The sequence below is a fragment of the Schaedlerella arabinosiphila genome, assembly GCF_003885045.1.
GTDB classification, from domain to species: domain Bacteria; phylum Bacillota; class Clostridia; order Lachnospirales; family Lachnospiraceae; genus Schaedlerella; species Schaedlerella arabinosiphila.
Genome location: NZ_RHJS01000002.1, coordinates 2179302 through 2198245 on the forward strand (window position 1 = coordinate 2179302; position 18944 = coordinate 2198245).

The 18944-nt window shown below is 49.2% G+C and carries 16 protein-coding genes; 2 read left to right on the forward strand and 14 right to left on the reverse strand.

The window, feature by feature from the left end:
* Positions 1-66: 66 nt before the first annotated feature.
* The 6 genes from infB to EBB54_RS10745 form a co-directional block, all read right to left on the reverse strand.
* Complete coding sequence (infB, locus tag EBB54_RS10720; RefSeq protein ID WP_125127419.1) at positions 67-3522, reverse strand: translation initiation factor IF-2; 3456 nt, start codon at positions 3520-3522, stop codon at positions 67-69.
* Positions 3523-3524: 2 nt separating this feature from the next.
* Positions 3525-3863 carry a L7Ae/L30e/S12e/Gadd45 family ribosomal protein gene (locus EBB54_RS10725; RefSeq protein WP_004078778.1) on the reverse strand — a complete coding sequence of 113 codons (339 nt, stop codon included), beginning with the start codon at positions 3861-3863 and terminating at the stop codon, positions 3525-3527.
* Positions 3850-4128 (reverse strand): RNase P modulator RnpM, encoded by a 279-nt coding sequence (gene rnpM / locus EBB54_RS10730; RefSeq protein ID WP_004078777.1) that lies wholly within the window; start codon positions 4126-4128, stop codon positions 3850-3852. Before rnpM ends, EBB54_RS10725 begins: the two co-directional genes overlap by 14 nt.
* A gap of 39 nt (positions 4129-4167) precedes the next feature.
* Positions 4168-5532 (reverse strand): transcription termination factor NusA, encoded by a 1365-nt coding sequence (gene nusA, locus EBB54_RS10735; protein WP_125127420.1) that lies wholly within the window; start codon positions 5530-5532, stop codon positions 4168-4170.
* 52 nt (positions 5533-5584) lie between these two features.
* On the reverse strand, positions 5585-6052 hold the full coding sequence (gene rimP, locus EBB54_RS10740; RefSeq protein WP_125127421.1) for a ribosome maturation factor RimP: 468 nt from the start codon (positions 6050-6052) through the stop codon (positions 5585-5587).
* A 154-nt stretch (positions 6053-6206) separates the two neighbouring features.
* Positions 6207-7004: a CPBP family intramembrane glutamic endopeptidase gene (locus EBB54_RS10745; RefSeq protein WP_125127422.1), complete on the reverse strand. Its 798-nt coding sequence runs from the start codon at positions 7002-7004 to the stop codon at positions 6207-6209.
* Between the two features lie 381 nt (positions 7005-7385).
* Between EBB54_RS10745 and EBB54_RS10750 the strand changes: the two genes are divergently transcribed.
* On the forward strand, positions 7386-8180 hold the full coding sequence (locus EBB54_RS10750) for an HAD family hydrolase (protein ID WP_125127423.1): 795 nt from the start codon (positions 7386-7388) through the stop codon (positions 8178-8180).
* 90 nt (positions 8181-8270) lie between these two features.
* Here the strand turns inward: EBB54_RS10750 and EBB54_RS31140 are convergent, their stop codons facing one another.
* The 8 genes from EBB54_RS31140 to EBB54_RS10790 form a co-directional block, all read right to left on the reverse strand.
* The gene (locus EBB54_RS31140) at positions 8271-9893 is read right to left on the reverse strand and encodes a hypothetical protein (protein WP_243127622.1); all 1623 of its coding nucleotides are present in this window, start codon (positions 9891-9893) and stop codon (positions 8271-8273) included.
* Positions 9894-9931: 38 nt separating this feature from the next.
* Positions 9932-11185, reverse strand: a complete 1254-nt coding sequence (locus EBB54_RS10760) for a M56 family metallopeptidase (protein WP_125127424.1) — start codon at positions 11183-11185, stop codon at positions 9932-9934.
* Positions 11182-11607: a BlaI/MecI/CopY family transcriptional regulator gene (locus EBB54_RS10765; protein WP_125127425.1), complete on the reverse strand. Its 426-nt coding sequence runs from the start codon at positions 11605-11607 to the stop codon at positions 11182-11184. The genes EBB54_RS10760 and EBB54_RS10765 overlap by 4 nt, the downstream gene beginning before the upstream one ends.
* Positions 11608-11812: 205 nt before the next feature.
* The gene (locus EBB54_RS10770) at positions 11813-13114 is read right to left on the reverse strand and encodes a sensor histidine kinase (RefSeq protein WP_125127426.1); all 1302 of its coding nucleotides are present in this window, start codon (positions 13112-13114) and stop codon (positions 11813-11815) included.
* Position 13115: 1 nt separating this feature from the next.
* The gene (locus tag EBB54_RS10775; RefSeq protein ID WP_243127624.1) at positions 13116-13835 is read right to left on the reverse strand and encodes a LytR/AlgR family response regulator transcription factor; all 720 of its coding nucleotides are present in this window, start codon (positions 13833-13835) and stop codon (positions 13116-13118) included.
* A gap of 262 nt (positions 13836-14097) precedes the next feature.
* Positions 14098-15780: an AAA-like domain-containing protein gene (locus EBB54_RS10780; protein WP_125127428.1), complete on the reverse strand. Its 1683-nt coding sequence runs from the start codon at positions 15778-15780 to the stop codon at positions 14098-14100.
* 142 nt (positions 15781-15922) lie between these two features.
* On the reverse strand, positions 15923-17248 hold the full coding sequence (locus EBB54_RS10785) for a sensor histidine kinase (protein WP_125127429.1): 1326 nt from the start codon (positions 17246-17248) through the stop codon (positions 15923-15925).
* 2 nt (positions 17249-17250) lie between these two features.
* Positions 17251-18003 carry a LytR/AlgR family response regulator transcription factor gene (locus EBB54_RS10790; protein ID WP_125127430.1) on the reverse strand — a complete coding sequence of 251 codons (753 nt, stop codon included), beginning with the start codon at positions 18001-18003 and terminating at the stop codon, positions 17251-17253.
* A gap of 195 nt (positions 18004-18198) precedes the next feature.
* Here EBB54_RS10790 and EBB54_RS10795 point away from each other — a divergent pair, with 195 nt between their 5' ends.
* Entirely contained in the window at positions 18199-18939 is a 741-nt protein-coding gene (locus tag EBB54_RS10795; protein ID WP_125127431.1) for an ABC transporter ATP-binding protein, read from the forward strand.
* Positions 18940-18944 lie beyond the last annotated feature (5 nt).

The following is an 18944-nucleotide window of genomic DNA, read 5'->3' on the forward strand; positions in this document are numbered from 1 at the left end:
CGTTTCTGATCGTTCGCATCTGCTGCCTGTTTTCCCGAAGGCCGCACATCCGGCCCGGGCCAAAATTTATTTTCTCTCCACTTCCACCATCTTGTAGGCTTCCACGGAATCCCCTTCCTGGATATCGTTGTAATTTTCAAATACAAATCCGCATTCGTATCCGGCGCGGACTTCCTTCACGTCATCCTTGAACCGTCTCAAAGATGCCAGCGGGCCGTCGAACATCACCACGTTGTCGCGGGTGAGCCGTACGGAACAGTTCCGCTCAAAGATACCGTCCTGCACATACGCGCCTGCGATGGTTCCGATTCCGGAAGCCTTGAAGGTCTGGCGTACTTCCGCGTGTCCCAGTACCTTTTCCTCGAAGATCGGATCCAGCATGCCCTTCATGGCCGCTTCCACATCCTCGATGGCATTGTAGATGACCCTGTACAGACGCAGATCCACGCCCTCATGGTCCGCGATCTCCTTGGCCGTCGCGTCGGGACGCACATTGAATCCGATGATGATGGCGTTGGACGCGGACGCAAGGGTGACATCGGACTCGTTGATGGCTCCCACGCCGCCGTGGATGATCTTGATAACCACCTCATCATTGGACAGCTTGAGAAGGCTTTGCTTCAACGCTTCCACAGAGCCCTGCACATCCGCCTTGACCACGATATTGAGTTCCTTCAGATTGCCCTCCTTGATCTGGGAGAACAGATCATCCAGAGACATCTTGGACTTGGTCTCTTCCAGAAGCTTCATCTTATTCTGGGAAATGAAGGTCTCCGCGAAGTTACGCGCTTCTTTTTCCGTTGCGCATCCCACGAAGATCTCCCCGGCCTTGGGTACGTCGTTGAGACCCAGGATCTCCACCGGTTTGGAGGGGCCTGCCTCCTTCACGCGCCTTCCCTTGTCGTCCATCATCGCACGGACTTTTCCGTGGGCGGAGCCTGCCGCGATGGCGTCTCCCACATGAAGGGTTCCTTTTTGTACAAGGACCGTCGCCACAGAACCCTTGCCCTTATCCAACTGGGCCTCAATCACAAGTCCTCTGGCCTCACGTTTCGGATTGGCTTTGAGCTCCAGCACCTCAGCCGTCAGAAGGATCATTTCCAGCAGGTCGGAGATTCCCTCTCCGGTGTGCGCAGATACCGGTACAAAGACCGTACTTCCGCCCCAGTCCTCGGCGATCAGTTCGTATTCCGTCAGTTCCTGTTTTACACGCTCTACATTGGCGCTTGGCTTATCGATCTTATTAATCGCTACAATGATCTCGATCCCCGCCGCTTTGGCATGGTTGATGGCCTCTACGGTCTGGGGCATCACGCCATCGTCCGCAGCCACCACAAGGATCGCGATATCTGTAGAATTGGCGCCCCGCATACGCATGGCGGTAAACGCCTCGTGTCCCGGCGTATCTAAAAATGTGATCTTCTCTCCGTTGACATCCACCACGTACGCGCCGATATGCTGCGTGATGCCGCCTGCTTCCCGGTCGATCACGTTGGTATGGCGGATGGCGTCGAGAAGGGACGTCTTACCATGGTCAACGTGGCCCATAACGCAGACAACCGGAGGACGTTTTTCCATGGTGTTTTCATCTTCCTCTTCCTCTTTGAGAAGCTCCTCGATCACATCCACCACTTCTTCCTTTTCACACAGAACGTCAAATTCCATTGCGATCTCTTCCGCCGTATCATAGTCGATCTCCTGATTTACGGTTACGACCTTTCCCTGCATAAAGAGTTTCTTCACGATCACGGAGGGAACGATCTTCATCTTATCCGCAAGTTCTTTGATGGTCAGAGAAACCGGAAGGATGATCTGTTTGATCTCCTCCACAGGCGTAGCCTTCTGCTGTGGCTTTTTCGTTTCCGTAAGGGGTTTCTGCTTCTTGCCCTTCTTACCCTTGTTTTCAAATTCCGAATCCCGGAGTTCTTTTTTCTTATAATCTTTTTCTTTGTCTTTTCCTTTATTGCGCTGGTTCTTCTGCTGCTCTACCATTGGTGTGGGGATTGCATCCCGGTCATCCCTGCGCGCTCCCGGCCTTCCTGCCGGACGCTGTCCGCCGCCGAAACGGTCTCCCTGACCTCCCTGAGAGCGTCCGCCGAAGCGGTCTCCCTGGCCGCCCTGGGAACGTCCGCCGAAACGGTCTCCCTGGGGACCTCCCTGAGAGCGTCCGCCGAAGCGGTCTCCCTGAGAACCTCCCTGGGAACGTCCGCCGAAACGATCTCCCTGAGGCCCTCCCTGGGAGCGTCCGCCGAAGCGGTCTCCCTGGGGGCCTCCCTGGGAACGTCCGCCGAAGCGGTCTCCCTGAGAACCTCCCTGGGAACGTCCGCCAAAGCGGTCTCCCTGAGAACCTCCCTGGGAACGTCCGCCGAAGCGATCTCCCTGGGGACGGGAACCATCCCTTCTTCCCGGGCGTCCGCCCTGGCCGTCCCGGTTCATGCGGCCGTTGTCCTGGGAACGTCCGCCCTGGCTGTTTCCATAGCGTCCTCCCTCTCTGCTGCCCTGGGAATGGGCTCCCTGTTCTGCATCCTGCCTTGGACGCTGATTCTGCATATTGCCGCGTGCATTTGCATTCTGGCTGCTTTCCTGTACGTTGCTTTCCTGCGAACGTCTATTTTTCATCTGTTCTTCCCCTGCATTTCCTCTTACTTCCTGCATTCCTTCCTTTTGTACCTGAACCTCCTGAGCACTGCGGACAGCCTGGCCCTGTACCTGCGAATCCGGAGCAGCCTGGGGCTGTACTGCCTTTGTTCCCTGTTCCTCAGAAACCAGATCCGGACGGCCGGATGCTGCCTCCTGCTTCCGCATCGAAGCCTCCCGTGCCTGCAGGGAATCCCCTCCCTGGGGACGTACGCCTGCTGCCTGCTGCCCCTGAGGACGCCCTCCTGCTGACGGGGTGCCCTGAGGACGCGCACCCGCTGACGGTGCACCCTGCAGACGCCGTTCTCCCGGTCCTCCCTGGGGACGTCTCTCTGCACCCGGCGCTCCCTGGGGGCGTCTCTCTGTCCCCTGCTGCCGTCCCTGGGGACGGGCCCCCTGCCGGCCGCCGGACATCCGTCCTGGGTTCTTCGCGTTCTGGGGGCGGAAGATCTGAACGATCTTTTTCTTTTTCGGCGCCTCTTCCTTTGCCTCTGCCTCTTCCTTTGCCTCTGCCGCATCCTCCGGCTTTTCCGACAGGGGCCTATCCGGCCGTGCCGAAGACTCCGGCTTAACCGACGCTTCGGCGGCGCTCTCCGGCGTCCCGCTCTTTACAGCCGTCTCTGCCTGGCCCGCCATACGCCCTCTCCCGGCTGTCTCCGGCTCCGCTTTTTCAGCGGGCCTCACCGGAGTTTTGGGGGTGGACGCCGCAGGTTTTCCCTCCCCGGCTTTTCGTCCGAACTCCCGGCGGATATCCGAAACCACGGATTCCTCCAGTGAATTCATATGGTTTTTTACCTCTACCCTTTTCTTCGCCAGTATATCCAGTAACGCTCTATTCTCTAATCCCAGCTCCTTTGCCAGCTCATGTACTCTCATTTTTCCCATAGTCAAATACTACCTCCTTTATGCAATTGTCTATCGTTCATGTTCAACTGTTTTTGAATCCCGTCCGCAAATCCTTCGTCCAATATCGCCAGAGATGCACGGAATTCTTTTCCCATTGCATGCCCTAAGGTATCTTTATCTCCGTAAATATAAATTGGCACTTCATAATATTCGCACATATTGCAAAATTTTTTCCTGGTATTTTCCGATGAATCCTCTGCCAGGATGACCAATGCGGCCCGACCGGATTTTACTTCCCGCTCCGTCATAAACTCGCCGCTGACCGCTCTTCCCGCTTTGGTAGCCAGGCCGACCAGCGACAGCACTTTATCCTGTTTCAATCTCTTCCATCTCCTTCTCCAGATGTCCATATACTTCCGCAGGGACCGCCTGCTTAAAGGAACGCTCCAGCCCTTTGTTCTTCACTGCCTTCTGAAAACAGTCCCTGGAATAACAAATATATGCCCCCCGGCCGTTTTTCTTTCCGGTGGTATCCAGAACAAAGCCTTCGTCCTCTGTCCTGAGTATCCTCAGCAGCTCCTTTTTCGGTTTCATCTCTCCGCAGCCGACGCATTTGCGCATCGGTATTTTGCGTTTATTCGCCAATCATATCACCTCTCAGACGGATGCAGCTTTCTGTCAAGATCATTGCTCCGTTTCCACAAATTCAATTTCCGGAACTTCCTCCTCGTATTCCCTCTCTGTCTCTTCTATATCCGCTTCTGCCCCGGCGGAAGCTTCTTCTTCGTAACTGTCTTCGTAGCCGGCGGGAGCTTCTTCATATCCTGCAGACGCCTCGTCTCCGTAGCCGTCCCCGTATCCGGCAGAAATGTCCTCATATCCGGTGCCGCCTTCTCCGTAATCCGCGCCGTTTCCGTCGTCCTCATATTCGTCATAGGGCTCATATTCCCCCACATAGCCGTCTTCATCCATCATTTCCATCTGATCCATGTAATCCGCCGGCAGTTCTCCCGACTCGATGGCCTGCGTCTCGCTCTTGATGTCGATCTTATATCCGGTCAGCCTTGCCGCCAGCCTTGCGTTCTGCCCCTCCTTGCCGATGGCCAGGGAGAGCTGATAGTCCGGCACGATGACGCTGGCCGCCTTCTCGTCCGGGTCGGCCATAACGGAGATGACCTTGGCCGGGCTTAAGGCGTTCTCAATCAGAAGCGCTGGGTTGTCGCTCCAGTTGATGATGTCGATCTTTTCCCCCCGCAGCTCACTGACCACCGCGTTGACACGGGAACCGTTCAGACCTACGCAGGCGCCCACCGGATCTACCTTGTCGTCGTTGGACCAGACGGCCATCTTGGTACGGGAGCCTGCCTCCCTGGCAATGCTCTTGATCTCCACCGTCCCGTCGCTAACCTCTGTCACCTCCGCCTCGAACAGGCGCTTCACCAGCTCCGGATGGGTACGGGACACCAGGATCTTGGGCCCCTTGGGCGTATTCTTCACTTCCACGATGTAGAGCTTGATGCGCTCCGTGGGCTGGAATACTTCTCCCTTGACCTGCTCGTTTTCCGTCAGCATGGCGTCCGCCCTGCCCAGGTTGATACTGATATTCTTTCCGACATATCTCTGGACGATACCGGTCACGATATCCCGCTCTTTTTCAAAATACTGGTCAAAGACCACTTTGCGTTCTTCCTCGCGGATCTTCTGCAGGATCAGGTTCTTGGCATTCTGGGTGGCGATTCTGCCGAAGGACTTGGACTCCACCCGGATCTGCGCCACATCTCCAAGCTGCAGGCTGGAATCAATCTGCTCCGCTTCCTCCAGGCTGATCTCCAGCGCCGGGTCCATCACCTCATCCACCACTTCCTTTTCCGCAAATACAGCGTAGTCGCAGGTCTCCCTGTTCATAATGACCTTGATATTATCGGAGGTCCCAAAGTGGTTCTTGCACGCACTGATCAGAGAATTTTCAATGGCATCCATCATGGTATCTTTACTGATATTCTTTTCCTGTTCAAGAATTGTCAACGCTTCCAGTAGCTCTGTGTTCATTTTCTTTACTTCCTTTCTATCACAATGTATCGTCCTCTGCCCCAGTCCGTTCTCAGAAATCCAGCGCAAGACGGATCAATGCGATCTCGCTCCTTTGGAATATCTGCTCTGCGTCATCCTCGTAGGCAATGGTCACGGTATTTTTATCAAATGCTTTTAGGGCCCCTTCAAATTCCTTCTGTCCGTCGATGGGCCGGTAGGTGCGGATCTCCACGTCCTCCCCCAGGCTCCTCTGGAAATCCTTCTCTTTCTTTAAAGGCCTCCCCAGCCCCGGAGAGCTCACCTCAAAGATATAACTGTCCTCAATATAATCTTTTTCATCCAGAATATCCGAGAACCTCCGGCTGACTGCCTCGCAGTCGTCCACCGTGATTCCCCCCGGCTTGTCGATATAAGCCCTCAGATACCAGGTTCCGGCTTCTTTTACATATTCCACATCCACCAGCTCAAATCCGGCTTCCGACACGATCGGCTCCAAAAGCTCTTCTGTCCTGCTCTCATACTCTTCTCGTCTTGACACGCTGTAACTTCCTTTCCTGCAAAATGGTTTTCTCCAACAAAGAAGAGTGAACTTTCGTCCACTCTTCCGCCGGGTTCCTTATGTAACTGTCGTCAAGTATACCACTATTTCCCGGTAAAATCAACCTTTTTCTCAAATAATGCGCATTGCTGCATTATTTCGGCTCTGATTTTTTCCTTATATTCAAGAAGATAAAAAGGGCCGCCAGAACCAGATTGACAATAAAAACAATCACGCTTCCTTCTATCCCGCAAACTCCGCCGGATAAAAGTTCGTTTCCGGTAAAAGTCGTAATCAGCAGGCTTGGATAGTCATCGGCAAGCGATACGCCGCCTAAAATCAATGCGCCAATTCCATTCCATAAAAAATGCATGACAATGGGCGCTATAATAGAACCGCTGTATTCAAGGACCGCCGTCATGAGCAGGCTCATCGTAAGAACATTGAATACGGGAATGATACCCGCTTCAAATGCCCAGCCGTGCAGCGCTGTGAAAATACCTGTTGTAACAACCGCGGCGGCAGCTATATTGTGTTTTTGCCTGAGCATTTGATACAGATAGCCCCGAACAAGAAGCTCCTGCATAATGACATTCAAAAATGCCGCGAGCATCCAGACAGAGAACCATTTTATCGAGTTCATTCCTCCAAAGTGGATGCACTTTGCCATGTACATGATCCAAACAGGAACCGCAAGCCAAACAACCCCTGTGACAGTTCCCAGCAGGATTCCTTTGACGGGATGATCTAATAAATGTAATTTTACCTGTTTCTTTTCCACAAACCAGAAAATGAACGTAAAAACGAGAATCGCCAATAACGGCATAATTTCTGCCCACAATCTCCAAACAGCAGGTTCCTCCGAAGAGGATAACGGCAGTATCGAAGCTATGATTACCCAACCCAGAAAGAAGCCCGCGGACTTTATCACTGTAATTCCAATTTTTTTCAAAATGAATCCCTCCCGAAATTCTGATTGTCTCATTGTCAACAGCTCCTATTATATGCTTTCAAAACTCGAAATGCAATAGCTTTGGCTTTGTGCTTTCCTTGCACCCTGCTGCAAGGCATCCGGCCAGTAAAATAGCGGTTGCGTGCATCCAGCCCCTCGCCGTCAGGCGACTTTTCAATGGGCTGGATGCGTTACAGTTCGCGGCCGGTTGGGCCGTGAACTGTAACACGCCGAGGACGGGGTTTTTGACCTTTCATGAAAAACTGCTTTACAAGAAGGCAAAACTGCGCCATAATATAGCAAGGCAAAAACGCTGTTTTTGCGCATTTGTGTGAAGTGACTGTGAATACTCACATTGTTCTGAAAGGGATGGTGCAGCATATGATAAAATTAGTGGCAAGTGATCTGGACGGGACTCTGCTTCAGAACGGAGCTCAGGAACTGACTCCCCGCGCCCTGGATCTGGTTCGGAGACTGACGGAAAAAGGCATTGTGTTCGTCGCTTCCAGCGGACGCCAGTATGATAATGAAGTAAATCTTTTTAAGCCTGTGAAGGATCAGATCTCTTATATCGCGGAAAACGGCTCGATCTGCATTCACAAAGGAAATGTAATCTCCCGTACAGTGATCGCCCCGGAGCTGATCCGCCGGATCATCGACGAAGTGAAAAAGGACGGGAAGTTTGAGATCGTAGTGTCCCGGGAAGACGCCTGCTTTATCGAGAACCATGACCCGGACTTTGTAAACCATATTGTCCATGTCATGAAAAATACAACGCAGATCGTGGAGGATGTCCGGAACGTGGAGGGGCCGATCTTAAAGATCGCCATCTGCAATATGAAGGACGGCCCCCACATCATAGACAAATATCTCCACCATCTGAAGGCAAAGTTCAGCTCGGAGATCAAAGTGGTGACTTCCGGAAATATCTGGATTGATTTTATTGCTCCCGGAACCAACAAGGGAACCGCCCTGTTGAAGCTCCTGGATGTGCTGCAGATCCGGCCCGAGGAATGTATGGCGTTCGGCGACCAGTACAACGATGTGGAGATGCTGCAGACCGTGGGAACCAGCTATGCCATGTCCAACTCTGCGCCGGGTATCTCTTACTATTCCACCTATGTGACGGACTCCGTGGAGGATGTGCTCGAAGACCTGCTCGCAGCTCAGGAATAAGCGAAAAAGGAACTGCTCCAACGCAGGACATATCCTGTGCTTGGAGCAGTTGAAACGTAAGAAGGGGGCTGTCGTGAAATCCACTTTTTTCTAATATGTTCCATTCCAAATAGCCTGAAACCCTGCCTTGGAATTTCTCTCTTTCTCATACACATAAGAACTTGCGTAGCCCGGCTCCTGTCTTGCTACATAGCCTGCAAAAGTCTCCTCCCATGGCCGCATAATCTCCTGAAATCTTTCCACTGCCGCATCATAAGTACTTTTATCATTCGGATCAATCTTAGAAAATGCCTCTGTAATCTCGGAAATCATCTTCGTATTGGAAGCAACCGGCTGCGTTCTGGTTCCGCCAATATAATACCCTTCCCACATGGGATTTTGTTTATCCGCCGCTGCCAGATCTAAAAGGAGCTTTGAATTTTCCAGCTTCCTGTCTATCTTCTTTTCTACCGCTTCACTTAAAACCTTTACCTGATCTTCCGTCAGGCCCAGACCTGATTTATGTACATAGGCCCTCGCAATCCCTATGTTGGCATAAGTATTATAGGTACCCGAACCTCCGGCATCTAAAAAATTGTCGATGTACTCTCCCGTCTTCTGCATATTCATCAATTCTTTCCACGTCACTTCTATTCCGCCTGCGAAAAGTTTTGTTTTCAGATTATCAGGAGTATTGGCGATTCCCTTCGAAATATTCTCCTTCATCTCGTTCACAAGGGCGTTCAGTCCCCCTACCGTACTCCGATCCGTGTGCAGAGTGGTTCGAATTTTACTTCCAAATGCAGCAGAATATGCCGTGAATTCATCTTCACTGATCTGCCTCTTTGCATATTGTTCAAACACTCCGAAATACTGTTCCGTATTTCTCAAATAATGCCTATCTTCTGTATGCACCACCTTAATGCCGCCTGGTTGGTATGTGTTTGCCAATGAAACAGCATCTTCACTTTGCACATATGTAATTTCCCAACCGTCTAATCTTTTTCCTTCTGACAGCTTCACCCCCGTCAGCGCTCCCTTGCTTCCCTCATCTTGTAATGGTTGAATGGATTGCCGCTCTGCCTTTTCCGCTGTCTCCCCTATATTTTCTCCGATGTCTGAGAGAAGTTCATTGGATTTCTGCTCTAAATCAGCAAGCTGACCTTCCTTCCCCGTAATCATTTCCTTACTTGTCTCTTCAGATGGATCATGCAGCTGATCCAGTTCAATCTCCGATTTCAAAACACGCGCTTCCCCATCGACCCTTGCCTTGACGGAACTAACCATCTCTGCTTTCTGCAAGCCTGAGGATAACTCCATTACATTTGCAAGCCTTTCATTTTCAAGCTCCTGTTCTGTCTTCGGTTCGTCTTTCTTTTTCTTCTCAGCCTGCTTCTCCATTTCCTTGGTCATAGCTTTGGAAATCTGATCCTCTATATCTTTAAGCTGTTTTTCATAGACCTCTAACTGGGATTGAATGGACTCCATCGACTTTCCCTCTTTTTTAGCAGAACTGATCAGAGAATCCTTCTGTTCCATGATATTCATTTTCTGTTTCATAAGCGTCTCAATGAGACTTTCCCTCTTTCCCTGGGGTGAGATAAAAGCCATATCCTTATGTCCTTTCTCTGCCGAAGCATCCCAAACCTTCCCAGTTTTCTGTACAGCACTTTGATTCATACGGTATACGTTAAAAATTTGGTTTTGTACTATGGGGTTCAAATTCAGTTTCATAATCATAGTCTCCTTCCTTGAATGACCAACTTATGACATCATGGCATCTGTTTCACAAGTGCGATCCAAAAATTATTTTCGCTGTTACTATAAGGTATCTGTAAAATTTCTTCTTTTCCACGGTAATCCACTTCCACGCAGTTTCCTCCTGAACCCATTTTCGGAATTTTAGAATATCCACCAAATCCAAGCCAGAACTGTTTTCCCTCTACTCCATATTTCTCCAGAAGCCGGTCCATGGCCACCCTATGAATCAAAACACGTGAATCATCCCATGATAATGCATGGGCATATTCCTCACTGTCCAGAATGACGATGGGGTCTTTGTTATTCTCTTTCACTACGATATAATTCTCTTCCACATAACGCGGATAAGAGCTATGTATGACCAGAAAGAACACCCCGGCAAGCATCATGATGCCAGCGACGCCCCATGCCACTACTGCCGGCTTTGGATACGGCCGAAAGGCGGAAACCTTTAAAATCCGCTGCCGCAGCTCTCCATAATCTCCTTCTCCCGCAAAAGCCACGGCTGCCCCTCCTCCCTCTGCGCCAGATTTTCCGTTTCCTAAAATCTGAATACTTTTTAAAAGTAACATACCATAATCATACGCACTCTGCCCGCTTTTCTGAATGGTGATACGATCACAGATCTCCTCAAAATCCTGCTGAAAATATTTCCTGCATATACCAAAAAATACATTCGGCCACAACAGGATCTGCAGCAGATCCCATAACAGATAGTACCACAAATGCCCCAGCCGGATGTGGTTATTTTCATGCATCAAGATGACTTCCAGTTCTTCTTTTTCCAGCTCCTTTTGCATTACCTCCGGCACCACAATATCCGGGCAAAACAAACCTGCCGTAAACGGAGTTGCCGCCAGCTTATTGATCCTCACTTCCTGCCCGCAAATTTGAACACGCTCCATTTGTTTCACAAATTTGACAAGCCTTTTCCTGCCTGAAAACAAAAAAACCGCGCAAACTATCATCCCAAACAGATATCCATATCTAACCCACCAGCAATTCATACATGGTATATTCCAACAATCCAGCAGACGTCGAAAAAGGTCTTCCTCATAAATGATTTTAAGCTTACCCAGAAATGGGGTAAGCAATAATAATCCCCATGACATCCCTTTTAAAAATATATTTTTTTTGAATAAAATCTCTCTTAGAAGAAAAATCAGCGGAAACAGAAAAAAAGAAATCAGGGCACATTGACCGAGCAACACGCCAAAATATGCAGTCGTGAAATCCAATGTCTTTAACATCAGGCTGTCTGTCATTTGCCTTGGCCTTCCTTCTCCCTGCCTGTTTCTGAAAACCTGCAGGCTTCTAAAATACTCTTCAGTTCCTCTGCCTGTTCTTCTGTCAATGTGACATTTTTCAACAATGCTGCGGCAGCATTCGCATGACTTCCTGAAAAATAACTGTCTGCAAATCTGTTACTCTTCTCTTTCAGGCATTCATCTCTGGATTTTAACGGGGTGTAAATATAAACCCTTGCATCATTTTCATCTACCACATAATCCAAAAGCCGTTTCTGGCATAATCGGTTCATCAAGACCCGTACCATTCTAGGCGTCATATCTGTATTACCTGCAAGTCTGCGTATAATCTCTGAAGACGTCAGGGGAACGCCGCTATCCCAAAATGCTTCCATGATCTGCCATTCGCTCTCGCTGGGCGTTGTTTCTCTCTTTGACATATAATTTCACCTCCCTAGGAACGAATTTGACACAATTGCCGATAAACCGTCAACTGCCTCTTTTATTGTACCGCTGTATATCCCGATATTATATATATCGGTTAACACATGTTGTTAGTTAACACTTGTTATTAATTTTCCAAAAGAATTTCTCCTTAAACCGGCTTCTATTATAAATACATTTTTTCCAAAGGAAATAGCTTCCTTATTCCCAGTTTCTTTGGTACGTTCCTTTTCCTGTTGAAATGTTCAGCAGCACATTCAAAAAAAACCGCTGTCCCACTTTTTCTGTCAGCATCGCACCATCATATTTTTCCGCCACCGATTTGATATTGGAAAGCCCGATTCCCGCTGGAGGCAGCGGTTCATCTAAACAGGTGTTTTCAAATGCCAGCATATAGAAATCGCCCTGCCGCTCTCCGCTAATACGAATTGACTTTACTCCCTCGGTCAACCGGCACGCATTGATTGCATTATCCAAAGCGTTTGCAAAAATCACGCACAGATCAAAATCTTCTATCCCACAGGGCCTTGGCAGTAACAGAGAAATCTCTGCTGTAATTTCCTTTGCCAGTCCCAATTTTTCACTCAACAAAATATCCACTACCGGATTGCCGGTTTGGTATGGAAAAGACAGGGAAGTTGAAACCGTTTTCATCTTGTTCAGGTATGCTTTGCTTTCATCCAGTTCTCCATGATTTAACAGCCCATTAAGTACAGACAAGTGATTTGCAATATCATGGCGAAATGCCTTCGTTTGTTCGTAACGCATTTGTGCCTCGGCAATATAGTTTTTTTGCGCTTGGGTTGCCTGCTCCAAAGATCGTAACGCCGCCTGCGTTTGAAAGCTGTGACAGATGTGTTGGTAGGCATACAGTGTGCAAAGCAACGCGGCCAGCCCCAGGATTTGCATGACGAATAACGCACTGTGTTTTCCGATCTCCCCTAACGAAATGTAGGAGGGTAAGACGGTATATGAAGTTTGCAGAATATACAGTTCAGCAGCAAAGAAAAACAATCCGGGAAATAGCAGCAAACCGACATACGGCATTTGAGGATCTTCTGTCAGAGATAGAAATTTCAATACCGCACCGCAGCAACAGGCGCAGACTGCAAAGACGGACAGCGTTGCTAAAAGAAGTAACGGATACAGCAGTTTTTTCCCGACCATACGGGAGAATAGTATTGCCTCTACCGAGTTGACGATACCGAAAGAAAGCTGAGAAATATAAACTGCCAAAATTGCAGCGGCCCAGGATACAAATCGCCGGTTTTGCAAAGCCAGACGGCTCACGCTGTATAGTAGAAGCAGCTCCGCACCGACGGGCAGCACATCGTGAAAGTCGAATGTAGTGAAAAACCATTGTATGGTACAGAGCAGAAAAAAGTAGATCACGAAGTGCCATATTTTCTGTTTCTTCCCGGTCAGACGGCTGACAAACGCAATGTGCACTGCACTTAGCCCAAGCAGGCAAAGACCGTCAAGGCATAGGCTGAAATAGTCCATATCAAAAATCCCTCTCTTTCATATAACGCAAAAGAGCCTGCGTTAAATCTCGCTCACGCAATCTGGAAACAGGGATTTTATCGCCCTGTGACAGCATGACCTGTCCGGCATTGCATCCGCGGACATACTCAAGATTGACGAGATAACTTCTGTGACACCTGAAAAACCGCCTGTCAAGGCGCTGTTCCATATCTTCCAGCTTGTCATAGTAGTCAACGATTTTTCCGTCATTTTTGTGGATATAAATTTTTCGGCCTTGTACCTCGCAGTATAAAATCTGTTCCAACAAAATGACCTCGCAGGAAGTTCCTCGCTGTATAACAATGCTTTTGGCCTCTTTCGACTGTAAAGATATGATTACCCTGTCCATGGTCCTCTTGAAATGACCGCTATCCAATGGTTTGATTAAATAATCGAACGCCTCCACTTCAAAGGCATCAAAAACGTACTCTTTCAAAACGGTCACAAAAATCAATATACTATGATTTTTCCTTTGGCGGAGCATTTTAGCGGTTTCCATCCCGTTTAGATATTCCATTTGAATATCGAGGAAAATCACATCAAAATCACAGCCGTTTTCCAAAAGAGACCGACCGTTTGAAAAGCTGTTGACACAGTACGAAGTGAGCCCCTTTTCTTGCATATATTGTGAAAGTTGATTTGTAATCTCCTGTGCCATAACCGGCTCATCATCACAAATTGCGAATTTTATCATTTTCATCACCACGTTTCTTAACAGAATAACAGATATGGGATAAAAGAACAATCCCATTGTATCGAAATGGTCCTGATTTGTAATAAAATGTATCGGTAGAATCTTCGTCTCTCAAAGTCACACAATACAGGCGGCGGCTTTGACCGTATTTCAAAACCGCCGCTGTCATATACTCTTCTTAACTTTACTTAAACAAAGGTTCCACGCAGCCAAACCGGCAAAGCGCATGGAAAAGTGAAAAAAGATGCCTGGGGCAGACATTCCGTATCTACACGATGGCCTCCACCAGCACCTTATCTCCCACAGCAACTTCTTTGACGCCGATTTCTTTTCTTTTATTAAACTGAAATGTCACCATATACCCTGTTTTCAAATGGTAATGCTCCAGATAATCTGACAATTGCCGTTCCCCCTCCGCATGTCTTGCAGGTCCATACCAGACCTTGGTTTCGATGATAAAACGCTCTCCATGATAGTCCACAATCAAATCCGTTCGTTCTCTGTTTCTTGTCTCGGCTTCCACATAGCAGTTCCCCTGCCCGTTAATTACAGGCTTTAAAAACAGCATAAAATACCGCCGTCCGTCATCTTCATAAAATTTCTCTCCCAGATCCCCGTAGAGGTCATCAAAGTGTATCACAAACCGCTCTATGACCCTCTTCATATTCAACCGTCCGTTTTCTATAAAGAGGTTTTTGTCTTTCCATGCGGCATCGCAGATCCCCTCCCGCTGCATTTCCGGGGATACAAGGAAAAAATTATACAGCAATGTTTCGAATATCCGGTTCGCGATTTGTACCAGATTGTCCCTTATTTTTACAAAGCCAAACATCAGAGCAGCTTCAATCGACCGTACTCCGATTACATAGGAGATTTCTTTTCCCTGGAAGAGAAGGCTTCGGAGCATCGAATCCAACTCTGGATAGTCCTCTAACTTATGGAGCAGCGAATCAAACAACGTGTTTGGTTCAGATAATAAAATACGGACCGCCTTCAAAAATCCATCTTCCGTCCACGCGCTCTGCCTGTCTGGAAATAATTCATCACCGGCAACCCTTTCATCCATAAGTTTACAAAGCCTGGATACCAGATACGGATACCCTGATGTATAATCATGAAGCAGCCCCGCGATCTGACAGATGTCCATATTGGTATGATGGTCCTTCTCGTATTCGTTCAGCATTCCGATAATATCTTTTACCGAAAAACTCATATCTATCAGGAAATCTGCCGCAATATCGTATGGTACAAGTACCATACGATCCCGCGTACAGTCGCCAAGTAAAAGCTTGCTTTTACTTGGCTCGTTGCCTTCGCGAGTATTCCACGGACTATTGACCTTCTGTTCCTCATCAGAACGGATTTTTCTCTTTATGCTTTTCACATCATAAATCCCGGCAAGGATCACAGAGTGGAAAGCCGCAACACTCTTCCTGTTGATATAATATCCACGAAGCTGTGCAAGAAAATCCAGGAAAACCTGGTTGTTCGAAGCACTGTCCACCTCATCGACAAGCAGGATGACCGGTTTGGGGGCCTCTCTGCAGATATCGCTTAAAAATTCAAATAGCTCCAGAAGTTCCAGTTCTGTTTTATGTTTTTTAAGCTCTTCCTTTAAGGGCATAGTCTGTCTGGGATTAATCCTTGCATCTCTTTCCAACGCCCGAATAAAATGTCTGGCAAAAGCAACGGAAAAAACATTTTCGTCTTTAAATTTTGCCGCACCCAGCATTTGAAAATCCAGACTCACCACGATATAATCCTTTTTTAAAAATGCCCCCAATGCCTGGAGTGTCGTTGTCTTTCCATATTGTCTGGCCCGGTTGATGGTAAAATACTGACCAGCGTCTACCATTTCTTTTATCTTTTGAAGGCGTTCTGTAATATCGACCATGTAATGCAGATCAGGCTGGCAGTCTGCGTTAACGTTGAACATTTTGTCAATTTCCATCTTAATCACCTGTTCCTCTCAAAAATACGATCGTATATCCCCGGTCTGTTTTCAGGCGGCCTGCATGGCGCCTCCAAAGAACCAGTAAAACCGGCTCTCTTTTTTCCTAGTATACAGGCTTTCACAGAAAAATACAACAAACTCATTGCAGTTCCTTTCCTTCTGCGCCCTGCTCAGACGTGCGCCGCAGCGGCATACAGGCCGCAAGTACAAACCGATCCCCCTGCGCCTTTGCCTCCAGCGACCCGCCGTATCTGGCCGCGATTTCCCGCATACCGGGGATTCCGAATCCGTGCCTGCCGCTGTCCGGCTTTGTGGTTTTCAGCCGGCCGTCAATCTCCCCGCCAAACCCGTTTACCACCTTGAGCATGAACATCCCCTTATCGCACCGGCACCGCAGGGAGATCTTTTGATCCTCTGCCGAAACGGCGGCGCGTATGGCATTGTCCAGGGCATTTCCGATCAGGGAGCACAAATCGATGTCCGCAATGGAAATCCTCTCTTCCAGCAAAATCCGAAAATCGTAGTCCAGCCCTTTTTGCAGGATCAGATCCACTTTGGAACAGAGGAGCGCATTGACCGCCTCATTTTCACAGAAGCGCGCCTTCTGCCCCGGCTGCACTTCCCCCAGCAGGCCGTCCAGATACGCGGCAGCCTCCCCCGGCTTGCCCCCTGCAAGCAATCCCCGGAGGGTAAACAGATGATTCTTCATATCATGACGGACATGCCGGATTCGGGTTTCCTCCTGCCTAAGGCTCTCGTAATAGTCTTCCCGCAGTTCCAAAAGATGCACAGCCCTCTCCATCTGCTCATAATCCGCAAGTGCGGAAACCGCAGCCAGGATGGTGAAGGACGTCAGAAACACAGAAGGCAGAATGACCAGCCCCATCGCCCAGATCTGGACATACGCGGGATCACCGAAGCGTTCGCTCATACCCAGGGTGACCAGCGCGGCCAAAGTCCCCAGCGGCATCAGCGAAAACCAGAAAAGAATCTTCCAGAGCCGCTTCGGCAGATACACCCATTTCTCCGGCAGTTTCCTTTTCAGATAAAAAAAGATCAGGATATAAGAGACGCACCTGCATCCGTCAAAAACCATTCTGGAGCTGCTCGTGTATGGCCCGACACCTTCCAGGTAGGTGCCGAAAAAGGCGCTGAGGGACATTTCCAGACAGAAGAACGTAAACACCGTACAGAGACGCCCATATCTGTTTCCCTGCGTACAGAGCATAACCGTCCCGATAAAGGGAGGGGCGGTCAGGAGCAGATTTTCATCTCCCAGCCAGATGGGCATGAAGCTGCTGATGCCAAACGCGGCGAACAGGACCAGTTTGCAGATCCAGTTCTGCCGCGGCTGTATATAACAGACAAATAACCGGTAAATGCAGAATCCGCCGAGCAGGATACAGACCATACTGTAAAGCCACTCCAACATCCCCCGGGGTTCTATGATATAAACAGATTCCATGTTCAGTCCTCCAACGCCGCATACGTGAGTGCCATCATGGCCGATTCCCTGCAGGAGCGGCTCACAGGCAGCACGGCATCTCCGATATGGACCTCCGCTGCTGAAACCTCCTCCACTGCCGGGGCATACACAAGATATCTCTGATGAATCCGAACAAACTGTCTTCCAAGCCGGGACGCCACATGATCCAGTTTGTCGTAAAATACATATTCCCTCTCCGCTGTCACGCAGGTAACCATTCTCCGTTCCGAATAAAAATAGAGAATCTTTTTATAAGGAATCCGGTAGGTCACCTCCCCGTATTTGCAAAAAAACGTACTGTTTTCATTCTGGTACAGCTTCGCCAGAATACGGTCCGCAATGGGTTCCAACTGAGGTTTTTTCACCGGCTTCATGAGATAGGCCAGCGCCCCCACGGAGTACCCGTCAAAAACCCGGTCCGAGTAGCTGGTGACAAAGACCAGCTCCAGCCGGTCGTCCGCTTTCCGTATCCTCTGGGCCGTTTCCATCCCGTCCATACCTGTCATTTTGATGTCCAGAAACAGGACGTCCAATTCCCCTCTGTGGGCCGAAAGCCAGCGCAGCGCCCGTTCCCCGGAAGAAAATTCCACAGTCGTACTCATAAGCCCCCTGCCCTCAAAAATCTGCTCCAGCGCGGCACGAAGCATCAGCCTGGCATCATAGATATCGTCACATATTCCGATCCGGATCACGATCATCCCCTCCTTTGTCTGCCTGTCGCACAAAACATCCATTTCCCGTTTCAGGCAATTCTATCTTACCATAAATCCGAATTTGTATAAAACCAAACTTTACATGAAACCTGCCGTTTTTGATGAAATTGCCACTCCCCCTGCAGACATTGACCTGTCCTGTGCCATAAATGACATGCCCTTTTGAAATGAAACCGCCTTTGTGCTACGCTTCCCTGCAGAAAGGAAGTGATATTTATGCTGCAGGTTTTAAAACTGCAAAAAAGTTATGGTGCAGGCAATACCATCTATCCCGTCCTCAAAGGGGTCTCTTTCACGGTTATGGACGGGGAATTTGCGGCGGTCATGGGAAGCTCCGGCTCCGGAAAGACCACCCTTTTGAACTGCATCTCCCGGTATATACCGATTGATTCCGGAAAGGTGAAGCTGGGGGATACAGACTTAAGCCTTTTGGACGAAACACAGATCGCAAGAGTCCGCAGCCGGGAACTGGGCTTTGTATTCCAGGATTTTCTCCTTCTGGACGGGCTGACGGTGAGGCAGAACATCCTCCTCCCGGCCATCATCGGCAATACCATATCCGATGCCGCCGAGGAACAGGCGGACCATCTGTGCACCATTTTCGGAATCGAAAAAATCTGTGAAAAATACCCTGCGGAAATCTCAGGCGGCGAGAAACAGCGCACCGCGGTTGCCAGGGCCCTGATCAACCACCCTCAGCTCATTCTTGCGGATGAGCCCACCGGGAATCTGGATTCCAAGTCCGCCAGAGCCGTAATCGACACGTTTCTCCAGGCCAGGGATTCCCTGTCCGCCACCATTTTCATGGTCACACACGATTCGTTTGCGGCCAGCTTCTGCGACAAGGTCATCATATTACAGGATGGACTGGTCTGGAAGGAATTATTACGGGACGGAAGAGAACGGCGCGCGTTCCAGGACGAACTGCTGAATGCGATAAGGGAGATGGGAAGGTGATACGA